13 protein-coding genes are annotated in these 16,336 nt (G+C 38.1%); 10 read left to right on the forward strand and 3 right to left on the reverse strand.

The features are described from left to right. Positions 1-17 precede the first annotated feature (17 nt). On the forward strand, positions 18-1,055 hold the full coding sequence (locus LUA90_RS04365; protein ID WP_231490398.1) for a FecR family protein: 1,038 nt from the start codon (positions 18-20) through the stop codon (positions 1,053-1,055). A gap of 148 nt (positions 1,056-1,203) precedes the next feature. Continuing rightward, entirely contained in the window at positions 1,204-3,810 is a 2,607-nt protein-coding gene (locus tag LUA90_RS04370) for an outer membrane beta-barrel protein (RefSeq protein ID WP_231490399.1), read from the forward strand. An 84-nt stretch (positions 3,811-3,894) separates the two neighbouring features. On the opposite strand, the gene LUA90_RS04375 is transcribed toward LUA90_RS04370, so the two are convergent. Then, entirely contained in the window at positions 3,895-5,400 is a 1,506-nt protein-coding gene (locus tag LUA90_RS04375) for a serine hydrolase (RefSeq protein WP_231460651.1), read from the reverse strand. Between the two features lie 426 nt (positions 5,401-5,826). Here LUA90_RS04375 and LUA90_RS04380 point away from each other — a divergent pair, with 426 nt between their 5' ends. Both LUA90_RS04380 and LUA90_RS04385 read left to right on the forward strand, forming a co-directional pair. After that, positions 5,827-6,042, forward strand: coding sequence for an alpha/beta hydrolase (locus tag LUA90_RS04380; protein WP_231465742.1), 216 nt, complete (start codon positions 5,827-5,829; stop codon positions 6,040-6,042). Positions 6,043-6,639: 597 nt separating this feature from the next. After that, positions 6,640-7,329 (forward strand): DUF2490 domain-containing protein, encoded by a 690-nt coding sequence (locus LUA90_RS04385; protein WP_231465741.1) that lies wholly within the window; start codon positions 6,640-6,642, stop codon positions 7,327-7,329. 477 nt (positions 7,330-7,806) lie between these two features. On the opposite strand, the gene LUA90_RS19470 is transcribed toward LUA90_RS04385, so the two are convergent. Next, complete coding sequence (locus LUA90_RS19470; protein ID WP_255713513.1) at positions 7,807-7,941, reverse strand: hypothetical protein; 135 nt, start codon at positions 7,939-7,941, stop codon at positions 7,807-7,809. A 552-nt stretch (positions 7,942-8,493) separates the two neighbouring features. On the opposite strand from LUA90_RS19470, the gene LUA90_RS04390 reads away from it, so the two are divergent. Both LUA90_RS04390 and LUA90_RS04395 read left to right on the forward strand, forming a co-directional pair. After that, positions 8,494-9,105 (forward strand): GIN domain-containing protein, encoded by a 612-nt coding sequence (locus tag LUA90_RS04390; RefSeq protein WP_231465738.1) that lies wholly within the window; start codon positions 8,494-8,496, stop codon positions 9,103-9,105. Positions 9,106-9,384: 279 nt separating this feature from the next. Further along, entirely contained in the window at positions 9,385-11,082 is a 1,698-nt protein-coding gene (locus tag LUA90_RS04395; protein WP_231490401.1) for a hypothetical protein, read from the forward strand. 413 nt (positions 11,083-11,495) lie between these two features. Here the strand turns inward: LUA90_RS04395 and LUA90_RS04400 are convergent, their stop codons facing one another. After that, on the reverse strand, positions 11,496-12,929 hold the full coding sequence (locus LUA90_RS04400; RefSeq protein ID WP_231465720.1) for an ATP-binding protein: 1,434 nt from the start codon (positions 12,927-12,929) through the stop codon (positions 11,496-11,498). Between the two features lie 420 nt (positions 12,930-13,349). Between LUA90_RS04400 and LUA90_RS04405 the strand changes: the two genes are divergently transcribed. The 4 genes from LUA90_RS04405 to LUA90_RS04420 all read left to right on the forward strand — a co-directional run bounded on the left by LUA90_RS04405 (position 13,350) and on the right by LUA90_RS04420 (position 16,299). Beyond that, positions 13,350-13,547 carry a hypothetical protein gene (locus LUA90_RS04405; protein ID WP_231465718.1) on the forward strand — a complete coding sequence of 66 codons (198 nt, stop codon included), beginning with the start codon at positions 13,350-13,352 and terminating at the stop codon, positions 13,545-13,547. 290 nt (positions 13,548-13,837) lie between these two features. Continuing rightward, on the forward strand, positions 13,838-14,986 hold the full coding sequence (locus LUA90_RS04410) for a helix-turn-helix domain-containing protein (RefSeq protein WP_231490403.1): 1,149 nt from the start codon (positions 13,838-13,840) through the stop codon (positions 14,984-14,986). A gap of 285 nt (positions 14,987-15,271) precedes the next feature. Further along, positions 15,272-15,769 (forward strand): Crp/Fnr family transcriptional regulator, encoded by a 498-nt coding sequence (locus LUA90_RS04415; protein WP_231490405.1) that lies wholly within the window; start codon positions 15,272-15,274, stop codon positions 15,767-15,769. Positions 15,770-15,837: 68 nt separating this feature from the next. Next, a complete protein-coding gene (locus LUA90_RS04420; RefSeq protein ID WP_231465712.1) occupies positions 15,838-16,299 on the forward strand; it encodes a DoxX family protein in 462 nt (153 codons plus the stop codon). Positions 16,300-16,336: the final 37 nt, after the last annotated feature.

The raw sequence follows: 16,336 nt of genomic DNA on the forward strand, positions 1-16,336 counted from the left end.
TTACTTTAAATACATGAATGATGAAAAGAGATAAATTCATTTTTTTATTTTCAAAAAAACTTTCAGGCGAAATTGAAACCGCAGACAGGGTTTTACTAGATAAAGCCAATAGTGAAAACGAGGAATATAAACGATTGGCTAAGCTACTGACCATTTATTATAATCAGAAGCATCCCCTTGATGAGGTAAGTAGCAGTCATCAACTCAATCAAGTATGGACGCGCATATATAGTATTGAAAATGAAAACTTTGAGGATAAATACAACTTTTTACCTTCAAAAAGCCAACGCCGTACGCCTATTTGGATAGGGGCAGCAGCAGTTTTGATTGTGCTTTCTTTCATTAGTTTTTTAGCATACAAACTGGGTAACCAGCAACCCTCATCGGAACTGGTTCGGTTAAGCACTAACGAGGAAAAAACTTTTAAAATGATGGATGATGGCACCAGAATCTGGCTGAATAAACATTCAAGCCTAGTTTACAATAAGGCATTTGGAAAGACAAATAGAGAAATCACTTTGTCTGGAGAAGCATATTTCGATGTGGCAAGAAACGCCAAAGTCCCACTTTTCATACATGTGGGTGATATTGATGTTGAAGTAAAGGGAACCGCCTTTAATGTCAGGGCCACCGGCGATAAAAAAAATATCGAAGTGGCTTTGGTGAGGGGCTTAATCCAGGTAAGTGATAGGCAGCAAAAGCAAAATGCTCTACTGCTACACCCTAATCAGAAAATCGTTTATGGCTCAGCTCAGCAAAATGAAATAAATAAACTTCAGCTCCGTTCAATAAATCCGTCCGCGCTTTTGAAAGAGACAGGATGGATAGCAGACACGCTTGTTTTCAGAAAAGAAAAACTCAGGGAATTGGCCGCAAAACTGGAAAAAAAGTACGATGTAAAAATAAATATCCAAAGCGACGTGTTAAAAGAAAAACGCTTCAGTGGCATTTTTATCAACGAAACCCTCGATCAGGCCCTTACCTCTTTAAAATTATCCTATCCGTTAATCTTTACCATCAATAAAAGGATGGTATTTATTAAGGAGCAGGAATGAATAAGAAATCCATGAATTTGGCAATTGACTATGTTTTGAGGTATTTTATATGAGAAATAATAGATATGCTAGAATAGTAATCACTTTGATACTAATTATCCTTTCTGACTTATCAGCAAGCGCGCAACAGACTAAAATTACGCTCAAGTTGGAACGTAAACCAATTATAGAATTATTTAAAGCAATACAACTTCAAAGCGGCTATTCGGTAGTGTACAGCGATGAGGTGGTTTCTGACACAATGATGATATCCGTGAATGCGCGTAACCTACCGGTGACTCAGGTGCTCGATAGCATTTTAGCGTCTAAGAATTTATTTTCCCAAACCCTTTCTCCATCACTGATTGTGATTCGAAACAGGATCTCAGCCTTAGAAAAACCTAAAGATAATCAGCTATTGATATCAGGAAGAATTGTAGACGGGGAGGGCAATGGTGTTCCATTTGCAACGATTTCAGTTGTCGAACGTGGCGTGCTGATCAATGGAAACATTACAGATGAGCAAGGATATTTCAAATTCAGACATGACCTTAAACAACTTCATAATGCTACAATTAAGTTGACGTCTCTTGGTTATCAGGCTAAGATTTTAGAATTTCTTCCACCCCAGCCATCCGGAGTTCTGGATTTTGGTAACATCAAGCTTAACCCTGAATCCAAAACGTTGCAGTCGGTACAAATTAAAGGGAATCAAAGAGTAATTGAAATGAATGAAGGTAACATTGTTTTCAATGTTTCAAAAAGCATCAATGCTCAGGGCAGTAACGCCCTTGAATTATTGGCCCGCGCCCCTGGCGTAAGTGTAGCGAGTGATAATTCAATTTCCTTAAATGGCAAGGCTGGCGCCTCTGTCCTGATAGACGGGAAGATGACCTACCTGTCAAATACAGAAGTGGCGGAGTTACTTAAGACCATGTCCTCATCTAACATCAGGTCGATAGAAATCATAAATAGTCCGGGCGCAAAATATGATGCGGCAGGTTCAGCTGGCATTATCAACGTAAAAACTTTGAAGTCTGCTGTTGACGGATTAAATGTGAGCCTGACCTCAGGACTGAATTATGGTGTGTACCTGAGAAATAATCAGGATATATCGTTTAATTACCGAAAAAACAGGCTTAACCTCTACGGCGCCTATAGCCATTTTATAGGCTATTATTCCTATCTCTATGGTGGCGACCGGGTTCAGGAAGGCAGGTTTTTTAATAGCTCAACTGACGATGTGGATAAGAGAAATAAAATCGGATCGAGAGTTGGTGCTGATTTTCTGATTAATAAAAAAAATACAATAGGTGTTCTATTGAATGGCAACTTCCTTTTTGGCGGAGGCATTACTGATACCAGAACAGAAATCGGACCCGAATCCACCAGTACAGTAGAACAGGTCTTGACCGCCGTGAACGACTATTATGCGCAAGGTACCCAGCGCTTCAATATCAATGCGAATTACAAATATGAAGATACCCTGGGCAGAACGCTCAATATAGATGCAGACTACGGAACTTTTACCAAGCGTGCAGGAAACCTCCAATCCAACAGATATACGCTGATTGACAATACGGTAACCAGCGACAATCTTTACCGCTCGTTAAATGGAATCGACATTAATTTAGCCGCTGTCAAACTCGATTACACGACTAACTTATGGAAAGGAAAACTGGAAACAGGGCTAAAATACTCGATGGTATCTTCTTCAAACGATTCACGGTTTCTGGAAGTTCAGCAAACGAGTGAAATCCTGGACCCATCACGATCAAATAAATTCTCGTTTCAGGAACGAATCAGTAGCGCTTATTTCAATTATAAAAAACAAATTAGCAAGTGGCAACTTCAAGGTGGATTAAGGGTAGAATATTCAGCTTCCATTGGTCAACTGGAGGAAATCTCAAAAGTCTCGGGCAATCAGCAACGCATTGATAGAAACTATACTAACCTTTTCCCTTTTTTATCAGCTAATTTCAAAGCTTCACCTTTGCACAGCCTTTCGCTTAGCTATTCGAAAAGGATTGATCGACCGGCTTACCAAAATCTGAATCCATTCATATACCTATTGGATGAGCTTTCTTTCTGGCAGGGAAACCCATTCTTAAAACCTCAGATTAGCCATCGCGGGTTAATTCAATATGTTTATGACAGCTCCACCATTATCGGCATGAGTTACAGCTATACCGATGACTTCAGCGTTGAAGTGACCGATACGATAGGCGTTTCAAAGATTGTGATGGTTCCCCGGAATCTTGGCCATCAAAAGCATTTAGCTTTAACCTTAACACAATCTTTAAAACCTCTCGCTTGGTGGGAACTTACCTTTAACGCAACCCTTTTCAGGCTTAACAATAAAATTGACTTTGGAAATGAAAGAAAACTTGACCTAAACCAGACTGCTGCCAGGCTCGGTCTTCAGCAGACCTTCAAATTACCAGAAGGTTTTGTCGGGGAAATTTCCAGCGTTTACAATTCGAAACGTTTAGTTGGTGCCAATCAGTTTTTTGAGCCCAACAGCCAGATAGACTTAGGACTTCAGCGGAGCTTCCTGAATAAAACCGCAAGTTTAAGAATTGTGTACAGTGATATTTTTAAGGGTAATCAGTCAAACTCTTTCCAAAGTATTGGCGGGTTCAGGATCTGGAATTATGGGTATTTTGAATCCCGGCAACTCAGGTTAAGCTTTAATTATAAATTTTCTACCGGAAACTCAAAGGGACCTAGAACGAGAACCTCTGCGCTCGAAAATGAAAGCGGTCGGATAAAGTAACAAAGGTAATATTGGGTCTCCTGGAATTTCTCCAAATACGAACATTGAATTCGAAGTATTAAATGCGAGCTTCTATATAGGTTATTAAAGCTTTTTTGCATGAACGACCCTTCCCTGAGTCAGTATTAGCTCTATTATTTTTCCATCTTCAGCTGCAACGAATTCTATGGTTCCATTGATTTCCTTCGAAAAGAATTTGGTCTGGCTTTGGGCAAGGGCTTCGATTTTCGGCTGTCCGGTGGCCTGGGCGAAAAGGCGTTTGCCATCCCGGCTGATGGTCAGTATAAAATTGGGCATAAGCTGATATCGGCCGGTATAACTTTCCAGTAGTGCTTCAGGAACCTCAGTCACGTTTACGGTTTTAGTTTGGTAAAGTCCTTTGAAGCCATAAACTTTGGCAATGCTGTTGATGAGTTCAGGTATGATCGCGCCGTTATCTGAATTGACCATGATGACAAGGCCGTTGCCCCCTTCCAGGCTACCGTAATATGCGGATTGAAATCCATAATTGGAGCCCCCGTGACCAAAATATTTGGTACTGTCTGGCGATTCAATGAAAACGCCAAGGGCAGATCCATTACTGTTCGTATATGGTGTCAGACGGATTTTGGTGTCTGATTGGTTTAATACTTTATTGGATTTGCCGTGGTAGGATAGCTGGGTTTCGATAATGTATTTAGACAAATCAATTGGATTGGTCCAAAGGCCAGCTGCTGCCTGTTCGGGGTAAATGTGGAAGTCTCCTTTAATCGCTGATCCATCTGCAAGGTATCCGGTGGCCAGGTTTTGTTTTTTTCTGTCTAGTGGCGGTTGGGCAAAAGTACTTTCGTTCATGCCCAGGGCTTTAAGAATAGTATTGTTCAGATAATCCTGGTAAGTTTTACCAGTAAGGTCGGTTAAGAGCTGCTGGGAAATGGTAGTGCCTCCACCAGAATACTGCATCTTCGATCCTGGCGCAAACTGCGACCGTACTGGTTCAGAATTTGCAGGCTTTGTACCATTGAGTATCTGGATGGTGGTGGGTAAAGCGGCGCTGGTCTCGTAACCGCCGAACCCGTGGACACTCAGGCCCGCGGTATGACTAAGCAGGTTAGCGGTATTAATTTTTTTGCCTTTGGACAGGGAATCATATGGGAATTTCCAGTTTTTCAGGTAGGTATTGATGTCTGAATAAAGGTCCAGTTTTTCATCGTGGAAGAGTTTTAAAATGGCCAGGGCATTGAAAGATTTGCTGATAGAAGCCGCCTGAAAAAGTGTATTAGTTGTGGCTTTGGTCTGTGTAGCGGCATCGGCCATTCCATAGGCTTTAGCAAAATCAACTTTATAGTCACTGATGACGGCGATGCTCAGGGCTCGAATGTTGTAATGTTCCATTCGCTCTAAGAGGTTCATTGGTTTTTCACCGCTGATGAGCGTCTGGCCGGTGAGGTTGTTTTCGACCTGAGTGATTCGGTCGTTAACGTTTTGTTGGGCGGAAGTGCTTATGACCCATAGGCAAAACGCTGTGATGAGCAGATTGGTAGGCCCTATTGCCTTTAAGAAAATTTTGAAGCTTTTAGGCTTGATTGGGTATTGCAAGGCATATTTCATAATATCGCGATTTGGCTTATGACTAAGCTACACAATTATTTTTCAAAAAACCCCCTTGCTAACTAAAACAATAGTTAAATTAGTTGAGTGTATTTATTAAACCTTCTACAATATTATAAAAATCAATTTTTCAAATTTTGGCATACCCGTTACCTTTGCTCTAATTTAGATTTACATTTTATGATGTATTAGGACAGAACCTCGACTGTTTCCTGAATATCTATGTTCAATTTTTTTTTAAGACAGCATTTGGTTGCATAAAATATAAACATTGTAGTCATGAAATCAAATGAATATTCCGACGCATACTGCACGCCCATTTCAAGGCATAGGTCGGGAGATCCACTCCCGGGAGAACGAGGTCCTATGCTTTGAATGCCAATTGCTACTATGAGCGCTTAAGGAGCTTACGTTGTGCTTTTACAAATGGCCCCTATATACATAATCGTTGGCGAGGCAGAAGAAATGTTAAGTGAAGCACTAACATTCACACATAAAGCTGCAATGGCTGGCGTTCATATCCGACTTGAAGTTTGGCCAAAAATGATACATAATTTTCCGTTATGGCATGCTATTCTTCCTGAAGGAAAAGATGCGATTACAAAGGCTGGCGACTTTATGATTCCCTTGGCTTCGGTATAGACCGTTTGTTACCATGCTGCAAATAATAGATTTTGTTGCATGTTTCAAGCTTTAATTCATTCACAATAATGTGAATCACAGTCAAAAAACATTTTTTGACGGGAAGGTTACTGTATCAACAAATAAGGATAACTATCTCCCACTAAGGTTTGTTTGCAGTGGCAAAAAAAGTTGCCGTTTAAATGTTTGATTTGTTGTTCATGCTAAAAAATTCCATCACCTTAACGCGCTCACACAAACAAAACACTTTTACAGATATCTTCAAAAAGATAAATTTGTAAATATTTGACTTGTATGTCAGTATTAGTCCTTCTAGGCCTTGCAAAATATACTAATGAATTGGGTCAAATACCTGTTTTTTGTGGCTGGTGTTTTTGTTAAAACTTAACACGATGGATTATGTTGAACAATAAATACCAACATATTAAATACAAAAAATTCTACTATGGAATTGTGGTGTTGAGGGGCCATTAATACTGATTGCTCCTTACAGGGTTGAATATTGGAAAAAAAAATATTCAGGGTAAACACGAATCTTTAATAAGTGCAGCGCTAAGCTTATAAGCTACAGCAAAGCAAAATTTTGAAACACCAGATGTGAAGCGATTAGCGAATATAGTTTTAATTTTATGTTGTACAACTCAACTGTTCGCTCAATCCGAGAATGCTGGATGGGTTTTTATCAGCCATAAGCAATCATTAAGTGAAAAGCTAGATATACGGGCAGACTTTCAGTTGCGTTCTGCAGATAAATTGAGTTTTTTATCAGGAATTTTATTGCGTGGTGCGTTGAGTTATAACCTAAACAAGCAAAATTCTATTGCACTTGGCTATGCTTATCTAGGAAGTTGGGAATATGAGCAAAATATTAAAATCAGTTCAGGGGAGCAAAGAATATTTGAACAATACCTGAACCAACATTCATTTGGTAAAATAGAAGGAAATTTAAGGCTCCGGTTAGAACAGCGTTTTATGCAAGAAGACGGTGAAACTAATTTTTCTTTAAGAGGAAGAATTTTTTTAAGTGCTCAAATACCAATATTTGCGATTGAGGATTTCAGTAGAGGTATTTACACAGGTTTACAAGATGAATTTTTTATGAATTTGCAAAATAAAGAAAACGTAAACGAAAGCTTTTTTGACCAAAATAGGCTATTTGTTTCATTAGGATACCGTTGGAACAAAAAGATAGATACCGAATTTGGTTATATGTATTGGAGACAAAAGGAACAAGCAGGCATTATTAATAGAAATATCTGGCAGTTAATGGTTACCACAAGTTTCTAAATAAACTAATATACCTACCTTTGATATTAAACTCGGTATCCTTCACAACCATCCGCCAACTAATTTTCTCATCAGCACGTTCAAAAGTATTCCCATCACCATTAATTTTAGTTCAAGTTCAAATGATCGCTAAAGTTGGCAATAGTTGGTTAATAGGTCAATCAAGTATGGTTTATCCAATAAAACTTTAAGATAATATTAATTATTTTAACAGTCTCAAAAAACGAAGGTATCGGATAATTTCCACTTCGTTCACCGTAATCACCAACTTTCGTTAAACTCATAATATGCTAGTAGATTAGATTGTATTTTAACTAGCGATCAGCCGTCGAAAGTTTCTGTCTATCGACTTCTTAATTTGACTTACAGATTTTATGAAATCTTCCTTTATAAATTCCCACTCCTTCTTACGTAAACATATTGGGTTGAAATCCTGATCGGCTCTTGAAAAATTGGTAAAATTTTTGAGAATCAATTCTAAATTCCATTTCTGAAAAGGAATGTTTTACCTACATGCCTCCTTCCGTAGATTGCCACCAGCTCTTCATCCCCGGATTTTGCTATCTCCAGCAATAACTTTTTTTCTGTTGACCGCCCGATTATTGTTTCCATCTTCTCTTTGTTTGTATGACAACGAAAAGCATTATATATAACTTATGGCGCAGTATAAGATTTGAAAGTGCGCCATAACTATGTTTTTTAATCCACTTATGGCGGGATATTAATTTTTATAATGCGCCATAACTATATTTTTAAATTCAAGTTGGTAGGGCTCTACGTGAAAATGAACTGATGCCAGTAAAAGTTCTGATATCATCAATAACAATACCTGCCCAAATGCAAGCTTGGTAATTTTTACAAATAATCCTTGACTTTGAAAGCAATCCGCTTATTTTTTTTTTAGAACGCTCTTTACTATACCTTATCAGACTAATAAAATGAACATTACTACATTCTTTGGGAAACCGATGAAAACATGAGTAAAGACTTAAATACCGGATTTACTCGAATCAGCTTAGAGAACTGTAACAGTTCGTCTAGAAATTACAGGCGTTGGTCTAGCAGTTACTCATGCTGGTATAATATAAGTTTTTTGCCTGAAACGTTTGATGGACAGCTGCGTCTCAATAACAAACAATAGCAAAAACCTAAAATATAAAAGATATGAAAACTTTAGCAAAAACAATATTCGCAGCAGCATTAACAAGCTTAGTATTAACTTCATTAGCAATGGCAACTTTTGCCGCTGAGCCAGTTAAAGCAGAAACAAAAACTGCTTCATTATCAAAATTTAACAGAATCTGGGTAAGCGGGAATGTGAAAATCGTCTTAACCCAAGGTGACAAACAAAAGATAGAAGGTGAGCGCAACTATGACGTCGCAAAAACTTCTGTATCAACCGACGGAAAAACCTTATTTATCAATTCAGAAGCAACCAGTCAGGTCATACTTAATATCACGGTAAAAGATTTAGAAAGGATTGAAGCTTATGGTCAATCAGTTGTGGTCACCAGCAATTATTTCGATGTAAAATACCTACAGTTATTCTTGAACCAGAGTGCTACAGCGAGGATTAAAGCTAATGCAGGCACTTTATATACTATCGTTAAGGATGAGGCGGTATTAAAATTAAATGGTACTGCCAGTCAAAGTACAATGATCGCGAGCAACTTGAAAAACGTAAAATTAGCCGACTTTGCCAGTCTTAAATCAGAATCATATGCTTCTGAAGCGATCATGGAAGCGCAGCAAAATGCAATGGTTTTAGCAAAATAAAAAATATAGACCAAATTGGTTGAAGCCACCCATTGGGTGGCTTTTTTGCTTTTGGGGTTGGTTTCAAGAAGATGTGAATACTTTTGGTTTACCTCATCCTAAAATTTGAATATAACCAAGATGAAAAGATCGATCAATACTTTATGATTTACTTTAAACTATATAGTTTCTCTTACACCTTTTTTATCCCTAACATCCAGTCTTTCCGTCTGTCCGTTTGGAGAAACCCCGGGATTATCAGCTAAAAAAGCTATTTTTGAGTACATCTTTATTTGAAAAATGAAAGACGAAATTACCAGCAGGAATTTTAAAACCAAATTGGATAGTGAGCTTATCAAAAAATCACAGCGATGTAGAGTAAGAGAGTGTGATGAGGTTAAGGCTGGAAATTTCGAGGCCTACGTTGATGAACTTGATAAAAGTTATGACGTGAGCTTACAGTTAGAAAAAGGTGCCGTGATCAACTCTACTTGTGAATGCAAAAGTAATCTCTCATTCTGCCAGCATAAGATTGCACTTTTAGCTTTTATTTCCAAAGGGATGAAGCCAGCCGCTAAGCTCACTGTCAGCAAAAAGATTGACCCTGTAAACCAAGCCATAGAGCAAGCTGATCCCGTAAAAATCAAAGAATGGGTATTAAAGACGTTGAAAAAAAACAAGGATCTGAGTATTGCTTTTATGAACGAATTCTCTAGTAAATCTGAGAATTATACACCAGCAGAAATTATTGCTTTAACTTATGATACTGTAAAGGCTGTGATAGGTAAAAGACGAAAAGCCGAAGTTGTTGAAGTTAAAAAGATTATCGATCTGTGGACCGAACTGCATAAGCCAATTTTAGTTCGATACTTTGCTGAGCCTGCTAATGAAAATTATTTTATACAGATTCATACTGTAATTGACACTATTGTTGAATACAAATATCGAATACTAACCAATAGTAAAAGGTTGGAGACCTATTTCAAACAAGTCTTAATTCAGGTAGAAGAAGTTGTAGCAAATATTAGAGATGATGAGGCCTGGAATAAGTGCATGACCTATTTTTCAAACAAATTTTTTCTGGATGGGTATGGTGGGATTCGCCGCGAGTACACGAATATGTTTGTGCATATATTTAATACATCCTCAGTCCAGAGGCGTTTCAAGATAGCGGGGATTATAGAGAAAATATATCAGTCCAGGAAGGATGAAAGAGCCGAGGATTCAAAAGAATTATTGCAGTTGTTGCTGCATATGGTTGTAGTCAATAAAAATTTCCTAGAATATAAGGATACATTCCGGCCCATCAGGCATGCTATTGTGTATAATATTAAGCTGATAGATGCGCTAATCGAGCTTGGAGAGTTGAATACTGCAGAGACCTACTGTACTCAGCAAATGGGCGAAAATACCACTTCAAAATATGATTTGGATTATATTGTGAGATTGAAACAGATTTATACCCAAACAAAAGATAATAAGAAACTTGCCGGAGTTCTTTCAAGGGAATTGCTGTACAAGCCTAACTTTGACAACTATACCTTTGTTCTTGCCAATATTCAACCTGAGGCCCAATTTAAACAGTGGAGAAATCAGGTTTTGGCAAATGCAAGACAGCTTGCAGGTTTTCAAAAAAATGCTGCAGATTTTTCTTTAGCGTTAAGAAATTTGGAGGGGGATTTTAAAGGGCTGTTAGCATATCTGGATGAAACTGCAGATTATGACAGTATCGTCCTTTACACCAAGCAGTTAGTCCTACATTCGTCAGAAGCATTTATGAAAAGGCTTATTACCAAAATTGATAGTGACCGTGATAATAGGCTGAACATGGATAATCCTGCTAAGCTTGAAGAGATATTAGAAAGGATATATCAAATAGCAGCTTTAAAATATGGGGTAGAAAATCTAATGCTTATAGTGAAGGAGAGAGAAAAGGTTTATAGGACATGGGCCAATTTATTCGTGAAATATGTGGGCAGAAAGTCGTCAGCCAGTTAAGTCTTCTAAGTTTAAATGGTGGAGAAAAAAATCAGAACAGAAAATAAGTTATTTCAACAGCGAGATTTTGCCTTACAATTCTCTAGGAAAAGGTGCGTCGATAAAATCTGAAGAACCAATATCATCATAAATCAAATAAGTAAGATTGTAATTAGTGTAAAGGCCCTAATGATGTTTGGCTCCGCAAAAATTAATCACTACATATCGTCACGAAATTAGCTTATATAGATTAATAATTTGACATAGAATTAGGGTAGATGTTGAAATTCCTGTAACAGAATTAGGGTAAATATTTGCAATTCCTGTAATAGAATTAGGGTAAATGCAAGGTGTTTACCTAAAATTTTGTTTTTTTAGTGGACAAAACAACCTAATAAAAACAGCATTTTGAATCCCTTTTTAATTACCTTGTACTAAGACACAAACAAATCATCCATGGTAACTTCGTTCTGTACCAGACCAATAGAATACATATTGTCTTTGGTGCCATAGGTTGTAACCATGGCTAGGAAAAGTGCTTTTTTAGTTTTACTCTCCCGACGAAATATATCAAGTTTGTTCTTTAACTCAGTCGCATAGGTTTTATCTATGGCAAACTCAGCATTTGAGAACTTCATTTCACATATGCTTATCACGTTATCCTGTCTGTCCAGCAAAAGATCGATCTGTGCACCATTTCCATCTTTAGGAGAATGCCGCCAAGCTGATGTTTCCGTGAACACCCCAGAAATGCCCAGCGCTTTCTTAATATTGTCCGTATGCTTCATGCAGATCCCTTCAAAGGCATAACCACTCCAACTCCTCCAGGAAGACGTCGATGATTTTTTTAGCCATGTGCCTGCACCGGTGGCGCGGGAATGTTCGATAAATTTAAGATAGAAAAGGCTGTATTCATCGCTAAGCTTGTAAATGCTCTGATTGGCATTCTTCTGGAAAGGCAGGTGCGGAGTAATGAAGCCAGACTCCACAAGTTCCTCAAGTAAAAGACTGGTGGTTCCTCCACTCTGTAGGTTGCATTCCGCAATGATTTCGTTTCTTGTTAATCCCGATGGTTTGTCGGCGAGTGCTTTGACTACGGAAATGTGCCTGTCTGCGTTTTCGAAAAGAGAACGGTATAGGTTTGCGAATTCTGTTGATAAGAGACCATCCTTGGTGAAGCAAAGCCTGTCAATGACCTGTGTAGCACTTTCCCCTTTTTTCAGTTCTTTCAGGTAATGGGGGACACCGCCCATTGCCATAAAAATGGTTAGCACCTGGTAACGGTCAATATGGATATTATTACTTTTTAGGTACTGTTCTGTTTCGTGCAATGTGAAAGGTAACAGGCGGATTTTACGCGTTAAGCGATTGTGCAGGCCTCCTTTGCTATTGACAACTTTTTTGATCATCCAAGTAGCAGCAGATCCACAAATAGTAACAATCAGGTTTGGCTGTTGAGAGGCCCATTGGTTCCAAAAATATTCAAATGCAGAAAGAAAGCCAGATTTATGCGAACTTAGCCAAGGGAACTCATCAAAGAAAATTACAGCTTTTCTTTTTTTTAATATAGGGGCTGCAAATTCCTTGAGTTGCCAGAAAGCTTCCGTCCAGTTCCTAGGAGCTGCAGGAGTTAATCCTGAGCCTAATGCATCTTCGATAGCCTTGCTGAAATTGAGTAATTGCTCGCTAGCTTTCGCGTCGTGAACTCCCGACAGTTCAAAAATGAGCTGTTTCTGGAAGACCGATCGGATCAAGAAAGTTTTTCCAACTCTTCTCCTGCCAAACACTGCTAAGAGCTCTGATGAGGACGAAGCAAGCGCCTCTGACAATATTTTCTTTTCCGCTATTCTTCCGATGAGCAATTCCATATTTCTTCTTCCAAAAGATTAAAACAATTTTATCCGCAGCCAAAACATGGTTCAAATATAGTGTTTTGGCTATGGATAAAAAAATATCTTCAGCCAAAACGTATATAAAATGAGTTGATTTGGCTGGATCACTGGGTCAAACCTCCGCTATTTGGATGATGAGGTAGCCAAACATGCTTTTTCACATACGGTGCCACTGAACCAGCTTTCTGCATCGGAATATGATGTCGTATTTTATCCGGGCGGTCATGGACCTATTTGGGATCTGGCCAGGGATAATGACAGCGGGATATTGATATTTGATTTTCTGGATGCTGGCAAACCAGTTGGAATGGTATGGCACGGGCATGCGCCCCTAATCAGTGCGGAAGGCAAGCGTTCAGGATTTTTACGGGTAAACGGGTTGCCGCCTTTAGTGATATGGAAGAAAAGCTGGTGGGCAGAGCGGGCAATGTGCTCTATCTACTGGAGGAGACGTTGGGAAAACTTGGCGCGGATGTGAAAACGGCACTGGTGCCTTTTCTCTCTCATGTAGAAGTGGGTGGGCTGCTGGTAACGGGACAAAACCCGCTTTCGGCCGGACTTACGGCAAGGGCACTGATTGAGCTGCTGGATTAAGAATTGATGTATTGTTTGGTAAAGGCACCATTCATTTGGTGCCTTTACTGTTTTTGATCTTTTTGGTGAATTGATTTTATTTTTGAGATGCGCAACCGGTAATGCTTTTGCTCATTTATGAAATAGAAGGCGCATCCATTTATTTGCTCAGATCGCTGATTTAGATTTTATCAAAACATTATAATTAATAGAGGTTAAATTCACAGTAATGCGCTATATTGGTAGGAACTATTATGTATTCGCTCAATTTTTTAGTCAGTATAACTTGTTTTTTTCTTCTGCTTTTTTCGGTGCATCTTTTTTTTTCTAAAAAAGGAAATCGAACGAATAACATTCTGCTGTCTATTGTTTTCTTTGCCAGATTTGGTCAAATTTTAAATTCTATAACCATTACCGCTGGTGACGAAAGGTTTTTGCCAATACTTTTTCAAAGTTTAACACCACTATACTTTACCGTTCCTGCTTGTTTTTACTTGTATATTTCTGGCTTTTTAACAGATAGAAAGCGAATATCTAAAGTTCAATGGCTTCATTTCCTACCTGCACTGCTGGCTGTCATACACGTAATTCCCTGGCCGGGTGTGCCACCATTAGAATGGCCGCTTATTTCTGATCAATTAGCACAGAATGGATATCTAACACTCAAAGCCAGAAATGGGCTATTTCCTGGATACTTCCACAGCTTTGGCAGAACTATATTGGCATTAACCTATTTGGCTTTATGCTGGAAAGCAATTTATAAATCTGGTATCATTAAATCTGATGCGAGGGTAAATCCAGGTAAAGACTGGGTGCTGTTTATACTCGGTGTGGCAACAATGTTTCAAATTATTGGTATTTCTCCTATTATTTATCTTGCGCTAAATATTCCACTTAATCACACCTACTTTGTTATCTTCAACTGCGTTGCTCTATTACTAGCATTATCTTATGCACTGCACAAACCAAAGCTTTTTTACGGCTATCTTTTGGTTGCCACTACGTGGGATGGAAAATCTTATCTCGTGAAGGCAGATGAGGTACCGGAAATAGAAGTTCTAAAGGAAGAAATTGAACCAGATCAGCCCGCAGCGGTGGTTAAGAAACGGAGTTACCTCTCTACAGCAAAGCTTTCCTCTTATTCTCAACTTATGATACAAATGATGGAAGAGGAGCAAATGTATTTGAAACCAGATCTTCAGATTATTGATTTAGCAACTAAAATTAACATTCCCGTTCATCATTGTTCTTATGTTTTGAATACAAAAATAGGAAAGAATTTTAGGGACTGGATTAACGCTTACCGCGTTGAATATTTCTTAAAACAGTATCCTGTAAAAGGCTCGAGGATGACCATCGAAGCGATAGCGCAAGAATCTGGCTTTAAAAGTCCGGCCACTTTCTATAATGCTTTCAAAAAAGAAAAAGGCTTACTACCAAGCAGTTATTTCAATAAATAACGCATCAATAAACCCTAATGCAGTAGAAATTCATCTAACCATTCAACGGTTAGGGCTTTCAATCCAATACTTTTAATTGCTTTGAGGTATTTGCTGATATTTTTGAGTAAGGAAATTAAATTTAATCTTTTCCACAACCGGCATCCAACTCTAAATTATTTACCAAGCAATATGATAAAAGATTCTACATATCCTTTATTGATACAACCATTGTTTAATTATTTTGAACAGTTCTACCCTTTGTCTGAAAGTTTTATAAATTATCATATCAAAACTTGCACTTTTTTGAAAGTGAAGAAAAACAAGTTTATCCTCTCCCCTCTTGAGGACAATAATTCGATGTACTTTTTAATTAAAGGTTTGGTTAGGGGTTTTGTTAAAGATGGACAGAAAGATATAAGTACATGGTTTGTTTCAGGTAATGAAATGATATCAGCCATAAGAAAACCAAATCAAGGATTAAGACCCTCTTATGAGTATCTACAGGCATTAGAAGATAGTGAGCTAATCTCTATCCCATATCAAAATGTTGATTTTTTATCGCACCTTGAAGAAACCAATATAATAAGAAGAAAACTTTTAGAGATACAACATTATGCGGCAGCTGAAAGGGCAATTTTAGCCAGGATTCCTTCTGCTATGGGAAGGTTTCTCAAATTTGAAAGTATGCAGCCTAACACCAATCAAATACCACTGCGGTATTTGGCAAGTTATTTAGGCATGCGATTAGAAACATTAAGCAGAATCAGGTCAAAATTATTATTGATGCCTACGGCTAGTTAAATTTAATTGCTGTAATAGATGCATGTTAAGTTTTTCTTCGTAAATTAAGGTAATCAAATATTTTCCTTATGAGCGCAATAAAAAAAATTCAGAATTGGGGCGATAGCCACCATCCTGCATGGATTGATGTTTTCCGTGTTATTTTAGGTCTGATTTTAATTTGGAAAGGAATTGCCTTTTGGATTAATCTTGATGCATTTAATTCGCTCATGCGTGGAGCACATTTGGGTGCCGCAGTGTCAATCAGCATTTTTGCCCATTTAATCATATTAATGCATATTGTTGGTGGTTTAGCCATTACTCTTGGCACATACACGCGTACATTTTGCCTGCTCAACATCCCAATACTTGTTGGCGCAACTTTTTTTATCAATTTATCGCATGGCATATTTAAGCCGTATAATGAGTTTTGGTTGTCGCTAATTGTACTCATCGCACTAATCTGTTTTTTAATTGAAGGAAACGGTATTTTCTCGGTTGACAGACAACATGATGAAAGCTTAAAAAAGAGTGGCGAAGCTAAAAAATAATTGAAGTGAAGTTTTCTCTTTTTTAATACGATTTCGT

Source organism: Pedobacter sp. Leaf170 (assembly GCF_920984665.1).
In the GTDB taxonomy this organism is placed as follows: domain Bacteria; phylum Bacteroidota; class Bacteroidia; order Sphingobacteriales; family Sphingobacteriaceae; genus Pedobacter.